Raw genomic sequence first — 17,481 nt, 5'->3', positions numbered from 1 at the left:
CGGTGGGTTGCGAGGTGACAGCAGATCAGGTCCTCGACCTCCAGCATCCCGGCCGAAGCGACATCGCCGTGCCGGTTCTGCGCTCGGCCCGACTCACCGCATCCGACGCGCTGATCACACTGGTCGGCACGACATCGCTCCCGGCCCCGTTCGTGGCCGTCGGTGAGGAGGGCGAGTGGGGTCTGGACGCCGACGACCCGCTGCTCGTTCCCGCCGAGGAAGCCGCTGGGTGTTGCGCCCCGTTCCCGACCCTGGTGTCGATCGCCACCGCCGACGACCGCACCCTCATGATCGACCTCGAACAGCGCGGAGTTCTCCGGATCGGCGGCAACCACGCACGATGCGTCGCGCTGCTGCGGCACCTCGCCGCAGAGCTGGCCACCAGCCGAACGGCCGAGGACACCGAAGTCCTCCTCGTCGGGCTTGGTGACGAACTGGCCGCGCTGAACCCCGACCAGCTCCTCGTCTCTGATCTGGACACCGCACTCACCGAGATCGAGCACCGGGCCACCACCACTGGGGCCGCGATCCAGCGGCACCAGGTCGCCTCCGTTGTCGAAGGACGGGTGCACAACATCGCGGCCGACTCCTGGCTGCCCACGGTGCTCCTCGTCGGACACGAACCCGACGACGACCAACGCGCCCGACTCGACGGCCTCGGCGCGACCGATCCAGGCACCACCGCGGTCGCGGTCGTCGTGGTCGACCCGGTCGACCCGCAGGTGCACATCGGCGACGACGGCGTTCTCGACCTGCCCGACATCGACGACGGCCCGTGGCAGGCCGCCCAGCTCACCGAGAACGCCGGCACCCACCTGGCCGCCATTCTCGGCTCCACCGCGGCGCCGGCCGTCCCCGTGGGACCGGCAACCGCCACCGAACCATGGGCGGCTGGCCTGAACGAGGACGGCTCGCTCGCCACCGCACCCGCCGATCCCCCCGACGACGACGAACTCGACGACGACGGGCGGGCGAGTGACGTCGGAGCAGCGATCGCGCCGCCCGGCCCACCGGAGCCCGTCGACCCCGCCGCAGCCCGCCGACTCGCCATCGTCGACCACCAGGACCCGAACCTCGACGACGACCTCGCCGCCTGGCATGAATGCACCCCACCGGTACCGATGATCGCGATACTGGGCGAGCCCACCGTCCGGGCACCCGGCACGATCCCGCCGACCCGGCCGAGCTGGTTCGCCGAGGTGCTGGTCTACCTGAGCCTGCACCCGGCCGGGGTCACCTCGGCAAAGGCGGTCACCGACCTGTGGCCCGACGGGCACCGGATCAGCCCGGCGACGATCCGACACGCCTTCTACGGCGCCCGCCGCTGGGCCGGCCGCGGTCTCGGCGGCAATCCCCAGGCTTCGTTCGTCAGCGACATGCAGACCGACAACACCTACCGCCTGCGTGGCCACCTGCTGGACTGGGACCTGTACCGGCGGCTGCGCAAACGCGGCCAGGCCCGACACGAGGCGCGCCACCCGGGTGCGCTCGGCGACTACGAAGCGGCCCTCGCCCTGATCCGCGGCCCCGTGCTCAGCGCGCTGCGCCCGGGCGGGTACACGTGGCTCAACAACCACGACCAACGCCACGACCTGCAGATTCCCGGGTTCATCGTCGACACCGCACACGAGCTCGTCGACATCGCCCTCGGCATCGGCGACACCGTGCTTGCCCGCCGGGCCGCCGAAAGGGCCCGGATGATCGATATCGACGTCGCGTTCGACCGACCGCTCACCGACCTCATGCGCATCGCCCACGCCGAGGACAACCGCTCCGAAATGGAGCTGTACGCCGCCGTCCTGCTCGACGCCCGCGGCTTCGACGTTCCCGAGGAACTCTCGCCCGACAGCTTCGCCGTCCTCAACGATCTGCTGCCGGCCGGACCGCGCCGGCCGCGACCATGACGACCGTCCACACTGCGGTGGTGCTGGCCATGATCGCCGGGCCGGCCGGGCTCCTGCTTGCCCAGCGCACCATGCACGTACAGATCGCCCTCCGCCCTGTCGAGGTCGCGACAGTTACAGCCGTGACGGGGACGACGGTGGCAGTGGCGATTGCCCGGCCACCAGCGGACGTCGCGGTGCTGCTGCCGCTCGCTGTGCTGGGCAGCGCCGCTGCAGTTGTCGACGCTCGAGAGGGCCGGCTACCCGATGCGCTGACCGGCCCGCTGCTCGTGGCCACCCTGCTGATCGTGCTCCTCACCGGGGGCGGCGTCATCGGCGCAGCCGTCGGCGCCGGCGCCGCGGGGGCACTCAAGCTGGTCGCGAGTGCGGCGATCGGCTGGGGTGACGTCAAGCTCGTCCCGACCCTCGCCGTAGTCCTCACCCAGTACGACGCCGTCGCCTCCGGCATCATCAACGCCGCACTGCTCGTGGCCGCCACCGCGATCATCGTCAGCGTAGCGACGCCGGGCCACAACGTGCTCGTGCCCTACGGCCCGGCATTGGTGTTCGGCACCGTCGGCGCCGCCGGCTTCTGAATCCGCAGCCGCCGTGCGGCCCGAACAGGCGGGCGGCGAGCCGGTCGGGCCGCCCGGCGGGCCGGCGGGCCAGCCGGTGCCGAGGGCGGCGTGACGACGGCGGGCGCGTCGAGGTCGATGTGGGTGAACCGGCCGCGGATCGCCGCGTCAGTCCGGCGGTTGTGGCCGCGCAGGTTCCGCGCGACGGCGCGGTCGCCGTCCCGATCGGGGTCGAGGTGCTCGACGAACGCGGCCAGGTCGACCTGGCGGGGAAGGGTCGGCACACGCTGCGGGGCCTGCGTGACCGCCCACGCCGACAGCTCACCGGCCGGCCGGGTCAGGAAGTGCGCCCGCAGTGCGTCGGCGACGTCCTTCGTGACGGCGCGTGCGCCGACCGCGCCCAGCCCCGGGACGTGCCCGAGGACCGCCCAGCCGGGCTGCCCGGCCCCGGCCAACGACACGACGTCGGCCGTGCGCGGCCCGGTGGCGAGCAGCTCCCTCGCCGCAGCGAACGTGTCGCGGTCCAGTGGGCGCGGCAGTTCGGCGTCGGGGGTCCTCGCGCCGGTCGCGTTGTTCAACGCGGTCGCCGCGCCGGCGAGGTCCCGCACCGCCTCGGCCCGCGCCGCGCGACCCTCCCGACCGCGTCCGGACCGGCGGTGCCGCACGAGTCGTTCGGCGATGTAGGTGGCGATGTGCGCGAGCTGGTAGGTCTCGTAGCTGCCCAGCGCCAGCAGCGGATAGTCCGGAGCGGTCATCACACGACCCTCTCGATGGCGGATCGCGACCGCCGGGAGGCAGCCGCGCCGGCGACTGCCTCCCGGGCCGCCGCGGCCGGCCGCGTGGACGCACGGGCTGGTGAGGCGAACACCCGCGCGGCGGCCGCCGCAGCCTGCTCACGAGCCGAGGGCCCCGGTGTTGGGAGAAACGCGGTCGCGGCGAGTTCCTCGGCCCTGTGGAAGGCCGTCACCGTCGAATGGAACGCCCCGAGGTCGCGGACGTCGAACACGACGCGGCCGAGCACGACGCGGAGATGACTGGCCCGCCCGACCGGTCGCTCCATCCGCGCGGAGGCGGGCGGCGAGTCCGCCGCTTCGACCATGACCGCCGGCTCGGCCATCCCCCGCACCGGCATCGCCCTCCTCGGATCGGCCTCCCGCGGCAGGATCCGCGCTTGGTGAGCCACCGACTGCCAGACCCGGTTGAAACTGGCCACCGTCTGCGCGTCGTGCATGTAGAGCAATGCCCCTCCGACCCGCACGCTCACCGCGGCACCGTCGGTCCCTGGTCGGTGCGCGGCCACCGTCGTGTCCTGCAGGCCCACCAGCGCGACGAGCACGCTGACCGCCTGGCGAGTGCGTTGCATCCGATCCGCCTCAGATCCCGGGGCGCGACCGGATCAGCCGCGCGGCGGACTCGAGCGTCGCCGGACCGCATGGTCGCGCCGTGGTCTGCGCACTACCGATCCGTGGTCGAGCGCGGCGCCCACCAAGGTCGGGGACACCGCCCACTCATCTGCCCACCGCCCGACGGCACCTGCCGCTTCCGTCGCCGCACGGGCCTGATGCTCACGATCGCGTTCCCGCTGCCACGCCGCGATCTCACGCAGTAACGCCGACAACGCCACCGCAAGGGCAACGGCCGCCGGCCCGGGCTCGTCCGGCACCCCGAGCATCCGGCGCTGCCGCAGCAACTGCCGGGCAACCCGGCGCAGCCCGGCCGCCCGCAGGCCCGCCGTTGCCTGCGCCCCTCGTGGTGGCCGCGCCGCCCGGTCGAACACCTCGGCAGCCGCGCGCAGCCCGCTCGACCAGCCGCCCACCGCGGTCAGCAGGTCCCGCGTCGCGTGCGCGATCCCATCGGCGTCCTCGCCGGCCTGGCCGCGGCGCGCCGAGCCGATCGCGGCCCGGGCACCGTCGACGCGCCGCCGCGCCGCCTCCACCGGCGACGCGGCCTCCGAACCCAGCGCGGCCTCCTCCCACCCCCGCAGCAGCCGCGGCAACGACAGGTCCGGCGCCAGCTTGCTCCCGCTGTAGAACACCGGACCGCCCGCGGCACTCACGTCCCCGCGGCGGGCCACCTTGTACCCCAGCGGATCACCCGACGGCGCCCACCGCAGCGCGACCAGGTACCCGGCGTCCTCCAACTCCGCAACAAACCCGGCGACACCGTCGGACGCCACCGCAGCCACGCGCACCGCACGCGCCAGCTCAACCCGCGCCGGAACGCGGCCCTGCCGACGAGCCTTCTCGATCTCCCCGCGCCCCGGCGCCCGCGCCGCCGTCCCGTCCGCCGACGCCGTCACCGTCAATCCCAGCCGCCGCTCGATCCGCGCCGCCGCCGCTCGCAGCCGCGGGAAATCCCGCGACGGCCAGAACCGCCGGCTCGTGTCCTGCCGCACCAGCACCACAGCGATATGGATGTGGTCATCGGCATGCCGGATCGCCACCCACCGCGGCCCACCCACATCACCGCCTGCCGCGACCCCCGCGCCGTCCAGCAGCTCCCGCGCGACCAACGCCCACTCCGCGTCCGACAACACCCGATCCCCCGCCGCGACCCGCGCCGAGCAATGCCACACGTACCCCCGCTTGCCCGCGTCGTCGCGCTCGGCCAATCCAGCGGCGACAGCCGGTGCCCGCAGCGCCCGGATCAACGGGCCCAGCTCCCGATCGAACTCGCCGCTGCCCGTCTGCCGCGGCTGCCAGCCGGCGTCCCGCCCATCCCAGCTCGCGATCACCCGCGGCCGCACGTGCTCCTGCGCCCGCCCCGGCCCCATCAGATAGGCGATCAGCCCGCCGACCCGCCACCCGTGCACAACCTTCGTGATCACCGACGGGCCCGGTCGAGCTCTGCGACCACCACATCGACCACGGCATCCAGCCGCGCGAGCAGACGACCGACCTGCGCGTCGACGACCCCACCCGCGGACGCAGCACGCTCCACCAACACCACGTCCGCGTGCAACCGCAACAGGTCCGGGAGACCAAGCGACACGACGACGTCGCCGCGCTGCGCGACGTCGAGCACCGTCTGCCCGATCCACGCGCCCACCGCCAGACCCGCGAGTGCGGCCCGCTCCTGGACGAGCACCAGCTCCGCATCGGAGAACCGCACCACCACCTGCCGGCGCCGCGGCAGAGCGGTCCGCACCCGGCGCCGACGTGCCGGCTCGCGAGCCTCCCCGTCACGCTCCACAGCCCTGACGGCACCAGACCCCCGCTGCGAAGCCGTGGCCACCGGCGAAGCAGCTGGTCCTCACGTTGGGGGTCGCACGCGAAGCGGCACCTCGAAGCCCTCCGCCCTCGCCCGGACGCGCAGCCAAGGAACGCCCCCGTTCCGCACCGACCACGCCACATGCCTCCGCCAGAAGCATCGCTTCTGGCATATCTCGCTGCAAGCGGCGCGTATTCGATCAGATGCGAACTCGATACGGTCCGCTGCGCGGTTCTCGGTCAGGATGCAGAACTCGCGCTGAGCAGCAGGGACGCGCTGCTGGTGCGGGCGATGATGCCACCCCGAGCCGCCGTGCAGGCACGTCGTGCGACCACTCGTTCGGCTGGTTGACCTGCTGCGATACTGGCGAAATCGCATCTGATGCGACATTCTCCCGTTCAACGCGAGCCGGATCGGGAGTGGTCGAGAGTGGGGATCGGGGCGCAGGTGCCGGGTGCGGCACGGCTGCACCTGGCCGACGGGATCCCGCTGCTGCGCCCCGAGGAGCAGGTGTTCACCGCGATGCTCGAGGGCTGGCGCAACCAGCAGTTGGCCCGCAACCTCGCAGTCGCGACGATCGCCGCCCGGGAGCGCGCCGCCCGCGCGTTCGCCGTGCATGCCGACGCGTTCCCGTGGTTGTGGTCCGCGGCGCTGCTCGATGAGTGGCTCGGGGACCTGCGCGCGGTGCGCGGGCTGCGCCGCTCGACGTTGCGCGGCTATCAGGAGTCGATCCGGCTGCTGTGTCTCTACCTGACCGACCCCGCCTACGGCTGGCCCGGCGAGTGCGAGACCCGGTTCGGCACCCACCCGGTCCAGGTCGTGCACGAGTGGAACACCGCGGTGCACGTCCAGCAGGCCGAGGGCGACCCGATCAAGCGCGCCTTCACCATCGATGAGCTGCAGGCGTTCTTCGACCACGCCGACGGGCAGGTCGCCCGCATCCGCGGCGCCGGTCGGAAGGGCTGGCTGCCCGCGTTCCGCGACGCCACCCTGTTCAAGATCGCCTACGGGTACGGGTTGCGGCGCAACGAGACCCGGATGCTCGACGTCGCCGACTTCGGCACCAACCCGCACGCGCCCGAGTTCGGCGAGCGCGGGGTCTGCTACGTCCGCCACGGCAAGGCGATGAAGGGCTCCGCCCCGAAACGGCGCAGCGTGCTGACCGTCTGGCCGTGGGTCACCGAGGCCCTCGCCGAGTGGACCACCGAGATCCGGCCGCTGCTCGCCGCCAGCAGCGTCCCGCCCAGCACGGCGATGTGGCCCTCGGAGCGGGCGCCGCGGGTCGGGCTGACCCAGATCGACGCCCGCTTCGCCGCCCTCCGCACCACGCTCGGCCTCGGGCGCGGTCTGGACTTCCACTCGCTGCGCCGCTCCTACGTCACCCACCTGATCGAGGCCGGGTGGGACCCGCTCTTCGTCCAGCACCAGGTCGGGCACGAGCACGCCTCCACGACCGCGATCTACACCTGCGTGTCCTCGGACTTCCGCACCCGCACCCTGCGCCGCGCGCTGGACGCCACCCTCGCCCAAGCCGCAACCGGCGCCACGGCGACCACCGCGACCGCGGTGGCGCTCGGGCCGCGACCGGACCGGAGCAGCCGATGAACCGCCGACGCCAGGTCAGCTACCAGTGGCGGCTGCGCGAGATCATGGCCACCCGCGGGCTGTTTACCACCACCCACCTCGCGCCGCTGCTCGCCGAACGCGGCATCACGCTGTCGGCCTCCCAAATCCACCGCCTGGTCACCGGCACCCCCGAACGGCTCTCGCTTCCCGTGCTCGCCGCGCTCTGCGACCTGCTCGAAGTCACCCCCGCCGACCTCATCGCCACCCGAGCCGAGAACACCACCACCCGCAAGACCGCCGGCGCCACCGGCCCGACCGCCGTCGCCGGCCCGTCCGAGCTACGCCCGACCCGCGCCCGGCTGCGCCCCGAGCCGTGACCCGACCGCCACACCCGCCCGACAACGAATCGACCACGGCACCGACCACGACGACAGGGACCACGGCCGGCACGACGTCCGTCGCTGCGCCGCCGCGCGCGAAGCGGTGGATCTGCGTGCGCTGCGGACGCGACCACTCCGCCTACCGGTGCTGGCCCGAGGGACGCCTCTGCCGGACCTGCGCCCTGGCCGCCCTGAGGATCCACGGCCCCTGCCCCGGCTGCGGTGAGCAGCGGATCCTTCCCGGCCGCGGCGCCGACGGCTCCCCGATCTGCCCGGCCTGCGCCGGGATCATCCACAGCGTGTTCCGGTGCCGCCGCTGCCAAACCGAGGGACGGCTCTACCACCGCAAACTCTGCATCCGCTGCACGGTCACCGACCGGGTCGCCGCGCTGCTCGACAACGGTACCGGCCACATCGACCCCGCCCTGGTCCCGCTCGCCGCCGCGCTGAGCACCGGCCCCACCCCGACCCCGGGCGGGCGGCTGGTCTGGCTCACCAAGCCGCACAACCGCGACCTGCTGCGCGCCCTGGCCACCGGGGACCTGCCGCTGACCCACCCCGACCTGAACACCTACCCCGACCAGGCCGGGGTCCCCTACCTGCGCGCGCTGCTCGTCCACTGCGGCGCGCTACCGGAGATCGACAAGCAGCTTCTCGACTACGAAGCCTGGCTGACCCGACGCCTCACCGGTCTCGCCGCCCATCCCCACGAGCGGCTGCTGCGCCAGTTCGGGCTCTGGCACCAGCTACCCCGGATGCGCACCAAAGCCGCGCTGCAGCCGATCACTCCTCCTGCCCGGACCTACGCCCGGCTCGAGTTCGTCCAGGCCACCATGTTCTGCAACTGGCTCGCCGACACCGGCCGCCACCCGGGCGAGCTCGGACAGGTCGACCTCGACCGCTACTACACCGCGCTCAAGATCGGGCGCCGGCAATCGCTACGCGGGTTCCTGAACTGGGCCATGACCAGCCGCAACCTCCCGACACTGACCTTCGCCCGGACCCGGTTCACCACCGGCGAGGCCCTCACCCAGACCCAACGCCTCGACCTGCTGCGCCGCTCCGTCACCGACCACGGCGCCGACAGCGCCGACAGCGCCGGCGACGGCGGGGACAGCGGGAACGGGCCGCTGCGGATGCGGGTCGCGGCCTGCGTCCTGCTGCTCTACGCCCAGCCCGTCACCCGCATCAGGACCATCACCATCGACGACATCGTCACCGACGACGACGGCGCGATGACCCTGCGCCTCGGCGACCCGCCCGCACCGGTCCCCGAACCGTTCGCCACCCTCGTCCGTCGGCTACTCGCGCAGCGACCCGCCGGCAGCACCAACCCCTGGCTGTTCCCCGGCCGGCACGCCGGCCAGCCGCTGAACTACACCAGCCTCAGCCTGGGCTTACGCAACCTCGGGATCCCGATGCGGCGCGCCCGCGTCGGCGCCATCCGACAACTCGCACTCCAGGCACCCGCCCCGGTCATCGCCGACGCCCTCGGGTTCCACAACACCACCACCCAGCGCCAGACCATCAACGCCGGCGGCATCTGGAACCGCTACGCCGCACCGACCCGAGCCGGAACCTGACGCTCGAACACACGGCAGACGAATACGCGACCCTCCCAGTTGAGGTCCCCGGTGGGTTCAGCCTGAATGAACCGTTGTCAGAACGAACCCACGGGCTTTCAGCCGCTCAGGATCGTGATCGCGTCCGGTTCGATCAGACTGCCCGGTCGCGGAACAGCAGGGAGGGGCGGGGGCCCGCTGCCCGCGCAGGTTTCAGTGGTCGAGCGGGGACGGTGCGGACGCCTCGGGCGGCGCCGGGGTGGCCTCGATGGGACGTTCGAGCAGGCTCCGGGCGATGTCGGCGTAGGCGATCGCGGTCGCCGAGCTCAGGTGGAACACCGCCGCCAGGTGCAGCGGGTCCGCCCGGACCGCGAGCGCTTCCTGCAGCACGCGGTCGCCGCGGACCTGCTCGAGCTGGACACCGCGCAGCAGCAGGTGCCAGCTCAGGTAGTAGTCGCTGACCGGTGCGGTGCCGGTCGCGGTGACCGTGGAGACCAGCACGTGCCGGTTCGGCGTGTGCGGCCACGTGCGGCGGCGATGTTGCAGCCAGGCGAGCAGCGCGTGGTGCACGAACTCCGAGAGCCGTTGGGAGTGACCGCCCAGCGTGATGCGTCGACCGGCCAGGTCAACGTCGTCGAGGGTCAGCTCGCGGATCGCCCTCGCGCGGGCGGCGTGGACGGCGACCAGGGCGACGACCAGCCGCTGGGCAGGGGTCACCGCGACGTGCTCGACGGCGAGGATTTGCGCGTCGGTCATCGGCAGCAGGGCCCGGGTCGGTGCTCGCCCGACGTGCAGCCGGCGGGTCGGATCGGCGAAGACCAGACGTCGGCGCTTCGCGAAGCGGAACAGCGACCGCAGCGCGGTGAACGTGCCCGCAAGGCGATGCCCGCTCAACTGGTTCAGCACGGCGCCCGCACTACGTCGTAGGGGCCCAGCACCAAATCGGAGTCGGAAGAAGGTTTCGGGCGTCAGCGGACCCAAAGGGCCGAAAAGTTCTTGCAGCGGAGATTTTGTGCGGGGGACGACGCAGTGAAGCTCGGCCAAGGGAAAGGCCGCACCGAAGGCGTCCAACAAGGCGCTCGGCCACGCGGCCTTGAGCGACGACCGGCCGACGTCCGCGTCGAAGCGGTTGATCCGACCACGCCGAGCCACGGCCAGTCGGCTGATCAAGCCACGCAGGCGGCGGAGGTTATCCACAGATCAGGACTGGTCAGTCGCGACCAGCCCATCGACGCCGAGACTGGTCGGCGATGGGCCAACAAGCTGCACGAACGCGATGACGAGCACCGAACGACCACGTCGGACCACATCGACGACCACCGTGTCCGCCACTGTCAGTCGCCAGGAAGCACTGGACGTGTCAGCGACGGAGCACGGAGGCGACGATGACCAGCGATTCCAGGCTGACTCCGAGGTGGTACACGACCGCTCAGGTGGCTGAACTGCTCGGCTTCGGCCTGTACAAGACCAAGGCCCTCATCGCCAGCGGCGAGCTCCGTTCCCTGAAGGACGGCAGGTACCGCCGGATCCTTCCCGAGTGGGTCGACGACTACGTCAAGCAACGAGCTGAGGAATCCCGAACGTGACTGGACGCGCAAGAGCGGCAGGCGAAGGATCGATCTTCCCCTATCGGAGCGGGTTCGCGGCCTACTCCTGGGTCCGCACTCCAACCGGCAAGCGCACCAAGAAGTGGGTCTACGGCAGAACCCGCCAGCAGGTCCACGACAAGTGGATCGCTCTTCAGAGCCTGGCCAAGGACACCGCGATCCCGAACCGCGTTCCAACGCTCAGCGAGCACCTGCAGTACTGGCTCGCCGAGATCGTCCGGCCCAACCTCGCTCCGCTGACCTACCAGACTTACGAGATCATCGTGCGCCTCTACATCGAGCCCCACCTCGGCGCGAAGCGACTCGACCGACTGCAGTTGCGCGAGGTCCAGAGCTGGATCAACACCATCGCCCGCGCCTGCCAGTGCTGCGCCCAGGACAAGGACGCCGGCCGACCCCCGAGCAAGCAGCGCTGTTGTGCCGTCGACCGTTGCTGCCAGACCACGGTCTCGCCGAGGACGCTCTCCGATATCCGCGGCTGCCTGCGCTCCGCGCTCGGCCAGGCCGTCACCGAGGAGCTCGTCAGCCGCAACGTCGCCGCGGCGGTCAAGCTGCCGAAGGTGCGCTCCCGCTCGAACCGTCGGCAGGCCTGGACGACCGACGAGGCCCGCCGGTTCCTCGAGTCCGCCCGCGCTGACCACGACCCGTTCTACGCCGCCTACGTCCTCATCCTCGTCCTCGGCCTGCGGAAGGGCGAGGTCCTCGGCCTCACCTGGGCCCACGTGGACCTCGACAAATCGTCCTTGCACATCGCGCTGCAGCTGCAGCGCGTTAGTCGCGAGCTCCTGCACCGCGAAACCAAGACCGAAGGATCCGACGGGGTGCTGCCACTACCCGGCATCTGCGCGACGGCGCTCCGGCTCCGTCATGACGACCAGATTCGCGCCCGCGCCGCCGCAGGCTCTGCATGGCAGGGCAACGACCTCGTGTTCACCACCCGCTACGGCACCCCCATTGAGCCTCGCAACTTCAATCGCTCCTGGGACGCTCGCTGCGCGAAGGCCGACATCCGGAAGATCACCGTGCACGACGGCCGGCGCAGCTGCGGCACCCTGCTCGCCGACCTCGACGTCCACCCCCGCGTGGCGATGCAGATCCTCCGGCACGCGCAGTTCGCACTGACCATGGAGATCTACACCCTCGCCTCCCCCGACGCGACCAAAGAGGCCCTCAAGCGACTGGGTGCCAGCCTCGACCGCTGACCGAAACCAGATGTCGTACTTCCGATCGTTCTGAAGACCGTTACCGGCTAACCAACGCCGCCGTCCGCGGGCCGGCCTCCGATCAACGGTTGAATTGACGACAGCGCCCGGAGGTACGGGCAGCCGCAAAGCCGCTGAGTCAGCAGCTACCGGCTCATCGAGCGATCATCGCCTTCGACGGGTCGCGAAGTGTTGCGGATGGAGAGCTTGGGCTCAGCCGGTCGTAGCATTTGATCTTGGGAGTTCGGTGGGACAGGATGCCCGCCGTGCGCGTGATGTTGATGTTGTCGGATCGTGAGGAGATCTCCCGTGGCCTGGCCGAGGGCCTGCAGTTCACCGAGATCGGGTTGCGGCTCGGGCGCGATGCGTCGGTGATCTCGCGCGAGGTGGCCCGTCACGGCGGCCGTGGCGGGTATCGGGCGGTGGTCGCGGACACCACGGCGTGCGCCGCGCGCGAGCGGCCGAAGCGGTTCGCCGTGGAGCGCTCACCCCGGCTGCGGGCAGTGGTGTGTCAGCAGCTGCGCGACGGGTGGTCCCCGGCCTCGATCGCGGGCCGGTTGCCGGTCGAGTACGCCAGCGACCAGGCTTGCCGGGTGTCTCACGAGGCGATCTACCAGTGGGTCTACGCCCAGCCGGTGTCCACCCTGGCCAGCGAACTGATCAGCCTGCGCACCGGCCGTAAGGCCCGCAAGGGCGGGCGGCGCCCCGAGCCGGCGCCGCGGATCCGGGAGCCGGTTTACATCGACGACCGCCCGGCCGAGGTCGAGGGCCGTCAGGTGCCCGGGCATTGGGAGGGGGACCTCGTGATCGGCAAGGGCGGCAAGACCGCGGTCGCGACGCTGGTCGAGCGCACCTCCCGGTTCCTCATCCTGGTGCCCTTAACCGGGCGTGACTCGTTGACCGTGGGTGACGCGGTCATCGCCGCCACCCACGGCCTGCCCGACCAGATCCGTCGCTCGCTGACCTGGGACTGCGGCTCGGAGATGGCCCGACACGCCACGATCACCGCGACCGGGCTGCCGGTGTACTTCGCCCATCCGCACAGCCCGTGGGAGCGCGGCAGCAACGAGAACCTCAACCGCATCGTGCGCGAGTACTTCCCCAAAGGTGTGACAATCACCTCCGATCCGACATACTTGGCGATGGTGGCTTCCGACATCAACGACAGACCCCGTAAGATTCACAACTGGAAGAAGCCCTCCGAGTTATTCACCGAACTCGTCGAGGCGAATGCTTCGACTGGCTGAATCTGCCGAGTTCTTCGCAACGGAGAGTTGGTCCACCAGCACGTGCCGCGGCGTGACCACAAGAACCGGGCGGCGGGCCCCGCCGAGTCAACTCTGCGAGGATCATCCCGATCTTGAGGGTCTTGCCCACGCCCACGGCGTCGGCGATGAGCAGGCGGGGCGCAGCCGGGCAGGATCGAGGGCCTTCCACCGCCTGGCGCTGGAAGGCCAGGGCGTCGAGCAGCATGTGCGGGCTCACCATCAGGCTCGGCTCATGCAGCGGCACCGGCGTCTTGCGCACCACCGCCTCCACCCACAGCCTGCTGCGGCGGAAGTACGGCGAGTCGGCTTGCACGAGTCGAGCGGCGGCCGGGTCGAGGGCCTCGATGTCGTCCAGAGCTGTAGAAGGTGGCGGATGTGGCCTGCACCAGCTTGGAGCTGCCGACGCAGCGCACCTTCCACCCATCTTCCGCAGGCTCGCAGGAGACAATCCACTCCTCGTCGCGGACAACCACCACGCTGCCCGCGCGAACGCCCTGCCCAACTCCACCGCTCCCCCCTCGGACCCCGGCAGTACGCCGCGACCCGACTGGCTAATGCCGGGGCACCCGGCGCCCGAGACGACATCGATGTGACGCACGGTGACGACCCGTGGCTGCGATCACCCGTCCTGCGGTACGCCAAGCATGATCCGAGCCCGTAGAACTTGCCCCCGATGAGTTCGCACGAGAGCCCCACCACAGTGTTGGACTGGCAACAGCTCCGCGTGGAGGTCGTGAACAGGCTGGCGGCGGCGTCCGCCAAGGGGAAGGCGCACTGGCAGCGCCTCCTGGACCTCGTCGACCAGCGCCTCGCAGCTGACCCGTCCGTGCAGGCCCCGCCGGTGGACGGTCGGCAGTGGTGGCTCACCGAAGTGCGGATCGAGGGGTTCCGGGGCATCCCGGACTCGTTCGAACTAACTCTGGATCCCGGAGCCGGGCTCACCGTAGTGCACGCACCCAACGGCACCGGAAAGTCGACCATCGCCGACGCGGTGCGCGCCGCGCTGTGGGGAGCACCGGCGCCACAGCCACGCGAACTGTGGCAACCCGTCGATCGGGCGGTCGGGGCCGCGCGGGCACGGGTGGAGGTCCGCCTGCGCTGCGGGCGCGACGAGCTGCGGTGCGTCTGGACCGACGACCCACAACCGCACGCGGTGGCCGTACTCGCGTCCCACGACAACGAGCACCCCGTCACCGTCGCCGATCCGGACTGGCAGGCCGCGCTTTCAGCGTTCACCCCCGTCTTCTCCTACGCCGAGACCCAGGACCGCCTGGGCACACCCGAGGCCCTCGTGAAGCACCTCGACGACCTCCTCGCGCTGGGCCCGTGTTTCGTCCAGCTCAGCGAGGACGTCGCGTCACGAGCAGCGGCAGCCAAGGAATCGGTGGCGCGGCTGCAGGCCCTCAAAGGATCGGCGAGAACGGCTATCGCCACTGTCGACGCGCAGTTCACCGACGGCGCCGCGCCCCCCATGGCCGTGATCGAGTTCCCCAACCGGTTCGGGAGCGAGGGTCCCGACAACTGGCTGTCCGAGAACAAGCTGGACGGCGACCTGACGACCACGGTCTTCAGCGTCACCACCGAAGGCCTCGCCAAGGTCAAGCGTCAGGCGGAGCAGGTTCGCGATGCACTCGGGCAGCTCGACGACAGCGAGACGCGGCTCGACAGCCGGATCGACGACCGGCTGAACGAGCACCTGACCGAGCTGCACGACGCCCTCACCGGCAACCCTCCAGGAGGCCCGTGCCCGGTGTGCGGGCACGGCGTCGACTGGTGGCTCGTCCTGTCGGACACAGCCCGGCGGCTGAGCGAGTGGTCGACCGCCCGCCGTCAGGTGGACAAGTCCGCCCGGGGGCTGCAGGAGGTGCACCGTGAACACGTGCGACCGTTGCTCGAGGCCGCCAGGTCCCTCGCCATCGATCCGGACGGGCTGGCGGACACGCTGACCGACCCACCACCGGACCACGGGCGGACGGCCACCGATCGGGCTCGGCTGGGCGATGTCGTCGACCGTCTCCTCGGCTCGTCGTTCTCGGTACTCGCGCACGAGGTGCAGACACGCGGCGACCACGACCGCCGATGGCGGGCGGCTCGACTGGCGGCGGTTGATCCGTTCGCGCAGGCGTGGCGCGACGACGGGCCGGTCGCCGTGACGGCGAACGACTGGACCCAGGCGTCCAAGAACCTCACCGTCCTGCGGAAGGAACTGCGGGACTCCCGCGGCACGCGGCTGGGCGAGGAGGTCGCCGAGGTTCTGCACCGGCTACTGGCCGACACCCCGCTCCAGCTCGCCGGCCTCACGTTCGCCGCCGCCGACACCCTGCAACTCGTCGGGGATGACGGTGGCGAGCGTCGACTAGGGATGCTCAGCGCGGGCCAGCGCAACGCCTTGGTGCTGGCCCCGCTGCTACGAGCACGGTCCGGCGGGCCGTTCGCGTTTCTTGTCGTGGACGACCCGGTGCACGCGTTCGATGACATGCGCATCGACCTCGTCTCCGACGAGTTGGTCCGGTTGTCAGCAGACCGCCGTGTCGTCGTGCTCACTCACGACTCGCGCCTCAACGAAGCGCTCGTCGCCAAGAGGCCGGACACCGACGTGCGCACCCTCACCCGCGATGGGGGGTCGGTCACGGCGGATGCGCGGAAGGCTCCGTGGGTGTCGCTGCTGGACGATGCTCAGGATCTTGTTGCCCTCGGCGCGAAAGCCGACCTTCCTGCAGGACTCGGACGGCTGCCGGTACTGGTCCGCGGCATGTGCCGGCACGCGGTGGAGGGTGCGCTACGCGGCCTCGCACTGCGGTGGGCCGTGCTCGCCCAGGAGGACCTGCACGCCACTGTGATCGCACTCGATAAGACCAAGACCACGGCGAAGCGCTTCACCCACGCGAGCCGCTACGAGCTGCCGGACCGGCCAGGTGCGGCACCGGCCGCCCGCGCTGTTTGCGAGAGCTACCTGCGTCTGTGGAACGAAGCCACACACGACACCGGCGGGAGCTCAGCGGGAGGGCTAGCCGACGAGGTCAGAGCGGCGCGCAAAGCCTGCAAGCTGCTCGGCGCCTGGGGTGAACCCTGACTCCCGACCTGCATCGGCGGCTACGGGTCCTGCGGCTGCGCCAGCGCATCGAAAGGTGCAGCTGGACGATCTACACCACGTGCTTCGGGCTGCCCGCCCAGCCTCGCTACCACCAAGACGTCAGACAGCGACTCGCGCTGCTTCCCGCCTGGGCCTCTGACGACTACGACGAGCTGCGGGCGATGGCCGCGCAGCTGTACTGGGTGTACTTCCAATGCTGCGATGTACTGCACGGCCGGCGCGCCTACACCGATCTCGCCCAATCTCTCGTCTCGGCCTGGGAGAAGATCGTCGCTGAAGGCGAGGAGACCGTCACGACACGCTGCGGTGACCGGTTCCAGGCCGTGCCCGCGAGCAGTCCCCGCACCCCTCACCGGCCTGGAGCGGAGACGTAGGCCCTCTTCGACAGCGAGCTTCAGCGCGTCGTCAGATCCCTACGGCTCGAGCGCCCGACGACCTTGGCTGCCTCGCACCCCGGCGGAACCTGATCAGGAAGGTCGTGGCCCGGACAATGCAGGCCAGAACAGGCTTATCGCCGCCCGCTCGCCCACAGCCACGCGGACTGACCGAACACACATCGACGCGCATCTACACAAGACGGCCCGCACCGGCCCCACTCACGGCCGTAGCTGTACTTCGTAGCTGTACAACGGCGAAGGCCCGGTCCGTGGATCTCGGACCGGGCCTCTGACCTGCGTGGGCGATACTGGGATCGAACCAGTGACCTCTTCGGTGTGAACGAAGCGCTCTCCCCCTGAGCTAATCGCCCCTTGCAGTCACAGACCTTACCTCACGCGAAGAAGGGGCTCTGCAACCAGGTCCAGTGTCCGAGCCCGACCCAGCCTGCGACCAGGTAGAGGGCGTTGAGCAGGTACAGGGTGAGCAGCACGACGAGGCCGGTGGCGGCGAGTACCGCGAGGCGCACGATGATCGACTGACGGCCGAGCCACTCGGTCCAGCCGTCGTACCTGGCACGGGCGAAGTGAAGAACCCTGCGCGCCCAGGAGAACTCGGTGGCCAGGATCGCGAGGCCCGCGAAGACGACGAGCCACCCCGGTCCGGGATACGGGATCATGACGATGCCGGCGGCGAGGACGATGCCGCCCAGCACCGCAACGCCGACCCGGTACGTGCGCCGCAGCGCGGGCTTGGCCT

17 protein-coding genes and 1 tRNA gene are annotated in these 17,481 nt (G+C 71.1%); 10 read left to right on the top strand and 8 right to left on the bottom strand.

Features of this window, described 5'->3' with window-relative positions; genetic code table 11:
• Positions 1 to 14 precede the first annotated feature (14 nt).
• Positions 15 to 1,904 carry a bacterial transcriptional activator domain-containing protein gene (locus tag FB558_RS43285; RefSeq protein WP_170231363.1) on the top strand — a complete coding sequence of 630 codons (1,890 nt, stop codon included), beginning with the start codon at positions 15 to 17 and terminating at the stop codon, positions 1,902 to 1,904.
• Positions 1,901 to 2,479 (top strand): prepilin peptidase, encoded by a 579-nt coding sequence (locus FB558_RS43280; RefSeq protein WP_170231362.1) that lies wholly within the window; start codon positions 1,901 to 1,903, stop codon positions 2,477 to 2,479. The genes FB558_RS43285 and FB558_RS43280 overlap by 4 nt, the downstream gene beginning before the upstream one ends.
• Here FB558_RS43280 and FB558_RS17460 read toward each other — a convergent pair.
• From FB558_RS17460 to FB558_RS17445, 4 genes are all read right to left on the bottom strand, one after another.
• On the bottom strand, positions 2,431 to 3,213 hold the full coding sequence (locus tag FB558_RS17460) for a hypothetical protein (protein ID WP_142054797.1): 783 nt from the start codon (positions 3,211 to 3,213) through the stop codon (positions 2,431 to 2,433). The genes FB558_RS43280 and FB558_RS17460 overlap by 49 nt on opposite strands.
• Positions 3,213 to 3,722, bottom strand: a complete 510-nt coding sequence (locus FB558_RS17455) for a hypothetical protein (protein ID WP_142054795.1) — start codon at positions 3,720 to 3,722, stop codon at positions 3,213 to 3,215. Before FB558_RS17455 ends, FB558_RS17460 begins: the two co-directional genes overlap by 1 nt.
• A gap of 132 nt (positions 3,723 to 3,854) precedes the next feature.
• Positions 3,855 to 5,285, bottom strand: a complete 1,431-nt coding sequence (locus tag FB558_RS17450; protein WP_142054793.1) for a relaxase/mobilization nuclease domain-containing protein — start codon at positions 5,283 to 5,285, stop codon at positions 3,855 to 3,857.
• On the bottom strand, positions 5,282 to 5,605 hold the full coding sequence (locus FB558_RS17445; protein ID WP_142054791.1) for a hypothetical protein: 324 nt from the start codon (positions 5,603 to 5,605) through the stop codon (positions 5,282 to 5,284). The genes FB558_RS17450 and FB558_RS17445 overlap by 4 nt, the downstream gene beginning before the upstream one ends.
• A 492-nt stretch (positions 5,606 to 6,097) precedes the next feature.
• On the opposite strand from FB558_RS17445, the gene FB558_RS17440 reads away from it, so the two are divergent.
• From FB558_RS17440 to FB558_RS17430, 3 genes are all read left to right on the top strand, one after another.
• Entirely contained in the window at positions 6,098 to 7,273 is a 1,176-nt protein-coding gene (locus tag FB558_RS17440) for a tyrosine-type recombinase/integrase (RefSeq protein WP_246106582.1), read from the top strand.
• Entirely contained in the window at positions 7,270 to 7,611 is a 342-nt protein-coding gene (locus FB558_RS17435) for a helix-turn-helix domain-containing protein (protein ID WP_142054789.1), read from the top strand. Before FB558_RS17440 ends, FB558_RS17435 begins: the two co-directional genes overlap by 4 nt.
• Before the next feature lie 116 nt (positions 7,612 to 7,727).
• Positions 7,728 to 9,197 carry a hypothetical protein gene (locus FB558_RS17430; protein ID WP_142054787.1) on the top strand — a complete coding sequence of 490 codons (1,470 nt, stop codon included), beginning with the start codon at positions 7,728 to 7,730 and terminating at the stop codon, positions 9,195 to 9,197.
• Positions 9,198 to 9,389: 192 nt separating this feature from the next.
• Here FB558_RS17430 and FB558_RS17425 read toward each other — a convergent pair whose 3' ends face one another.
• A complete protein-coding gene (locus tag FB558_RS17425) occupies positions 9,390 to 10,346 on the bottom strand; it encodes a hypothetical protein (RefSeq protein ID WP_142054785.1) in 957 nt (318 codons plus the stop codon).
• Positions 10,347 to 10,561: 215 nt separating this feature from the next.
• On the opposite strand from FB558_RS17425, the gene FB558_RS17420 reads away from it, so the two are divergent.
• From FB558_RS17420 to FB558_RS17410, 3 genes are all read left to right on the top strand, one after another.
• The gene (locus tag FB558_RS17420) at positions 10,562 to 10,762 is read left to right on the top strand and encodes an excisionase family DNA-binding protein (protein ID WP_142054783.1); all 201 of its coding nucleotides are present in this window, start codon (positions 10,562 to 10,564) and stop codon (positions 10,760 to 10,762) included.
• The gene (locus FB558_RS17415) at positions 10,759 to 11,985 is read left to right on the top strand and encodes a tyrosine-type recombinase/integrase (RefSeq protein ID WP_142054781.1); all 1,227 of its coding nucleotides are present in this window, start codon (positions 10,759 to 10,761) and stop codon (positions 11,983 to 11,985) included. The genes FB558_RS17420 and FB558_RS17415 overlap by 4 nt, the downstream gene beginning before the upstream one ends.
• 275 nt (positions 11,986 to 12,260) lie before the next feature.
• Positions 12,261 to 13,232, top strand: coding sequence for an IS30 family transposase (locus FB558_RS17410; protein ID WP_246106683.1), 972 nt, complete (start codon positions 12,261 to 12,263; stop codon positions 13,230 to 13,232).
• Here the strand turns inward: FB558_RS17410 and FB558_RS17405 are convergent.
• Positions 13,195 to 13,524 (bottom strand): DEAD/DEAH box helicase, encoded by a 330-nt coding sequence (locus FB558_RS17405; RefSeq protein WP_142054776.1) that lies wholly within the window; start codon positions 13,522 to 13,524, stop codon positions 13,195 to 13,197. The two genes, FB558_RS17410 and FB558_RS17405, sit on opposite strands and share 38 nt — an antisense overlap.
• Before the next feature lie 402 nt (positions 13,525 to 13,926).
• Between FB558_RS17405 and FB558_RS17400 the strand changes: the two genes are divergently transcribed.
• Together FB558_RS17400 and FB558_RS17395 are read left to right on the top strand one after the other, a co-directional pair.
• Positions 13,927 to 16,326, top strand: a complete 2,400-nt coding sequence (locus tag FB558_RS17400) for an AAA family ATPase (RefSeq protein ID WP_142054774.1) — start codon at positions 13,927 to 13,929, stop codon at positions 16,324 to 16,326.
• Positions 16,327 to 16,508: 182 nt separating this feature from the next.
• A complete protein-coding gene (locus FB558_RS17395) occupies positions 16,509 to 16,721 on the top strand; it encodes a hypothetical protein (RefSeq protein WP_142054772.1) in 213 nt (70 codons plus the stop codon).
• Positions 16,722 to 17,023: 302 nt separating this feature from the next.
• On the opposite strand, the gene FB558_RS17390 is transcribed toward FB558_RS17395, so the two are convergent.
• Together FB558_RS17390 and FB558_RS17385 are read right to left on the bottom strand one after the other, a co-directional pair.
• Positions 17,024 to 17,095: transfer RNA gene (locus FB558_RS17390), tRNA-Val, on the bottom strand.
• A gap of 21 nt (positions 17,096 to 17,116) precedes the next feature.
• Positions 17,117 to 17,467: a TIGR02611 family protein gene (locus FB558_RS17385; RefSeq protein ID WP_281288661.1), complete on the bottom strand. Its 351-nt coding sequence runs from the start codon at positions 17,465 to 17,467 to the stop codon at positions 17,117 to 17,119.
• Positions 17,468 to 17,481 lie beyond the last annotated feature (14 nt).

Source organism: Pseudonocardia kunmingensis (genome assembly GCF_006716445.1).
Taxonomy (GTDB): Bacteria; Actinomycetota; Actinomycetes; order Mycobacteriales; family Pseudonocardiaceae; genus Pseudonocardia; species Pseudonocardia kunmingensis.
This window is presented reverse-complemented; position numbering and strand designations above follow the sequence as displayed.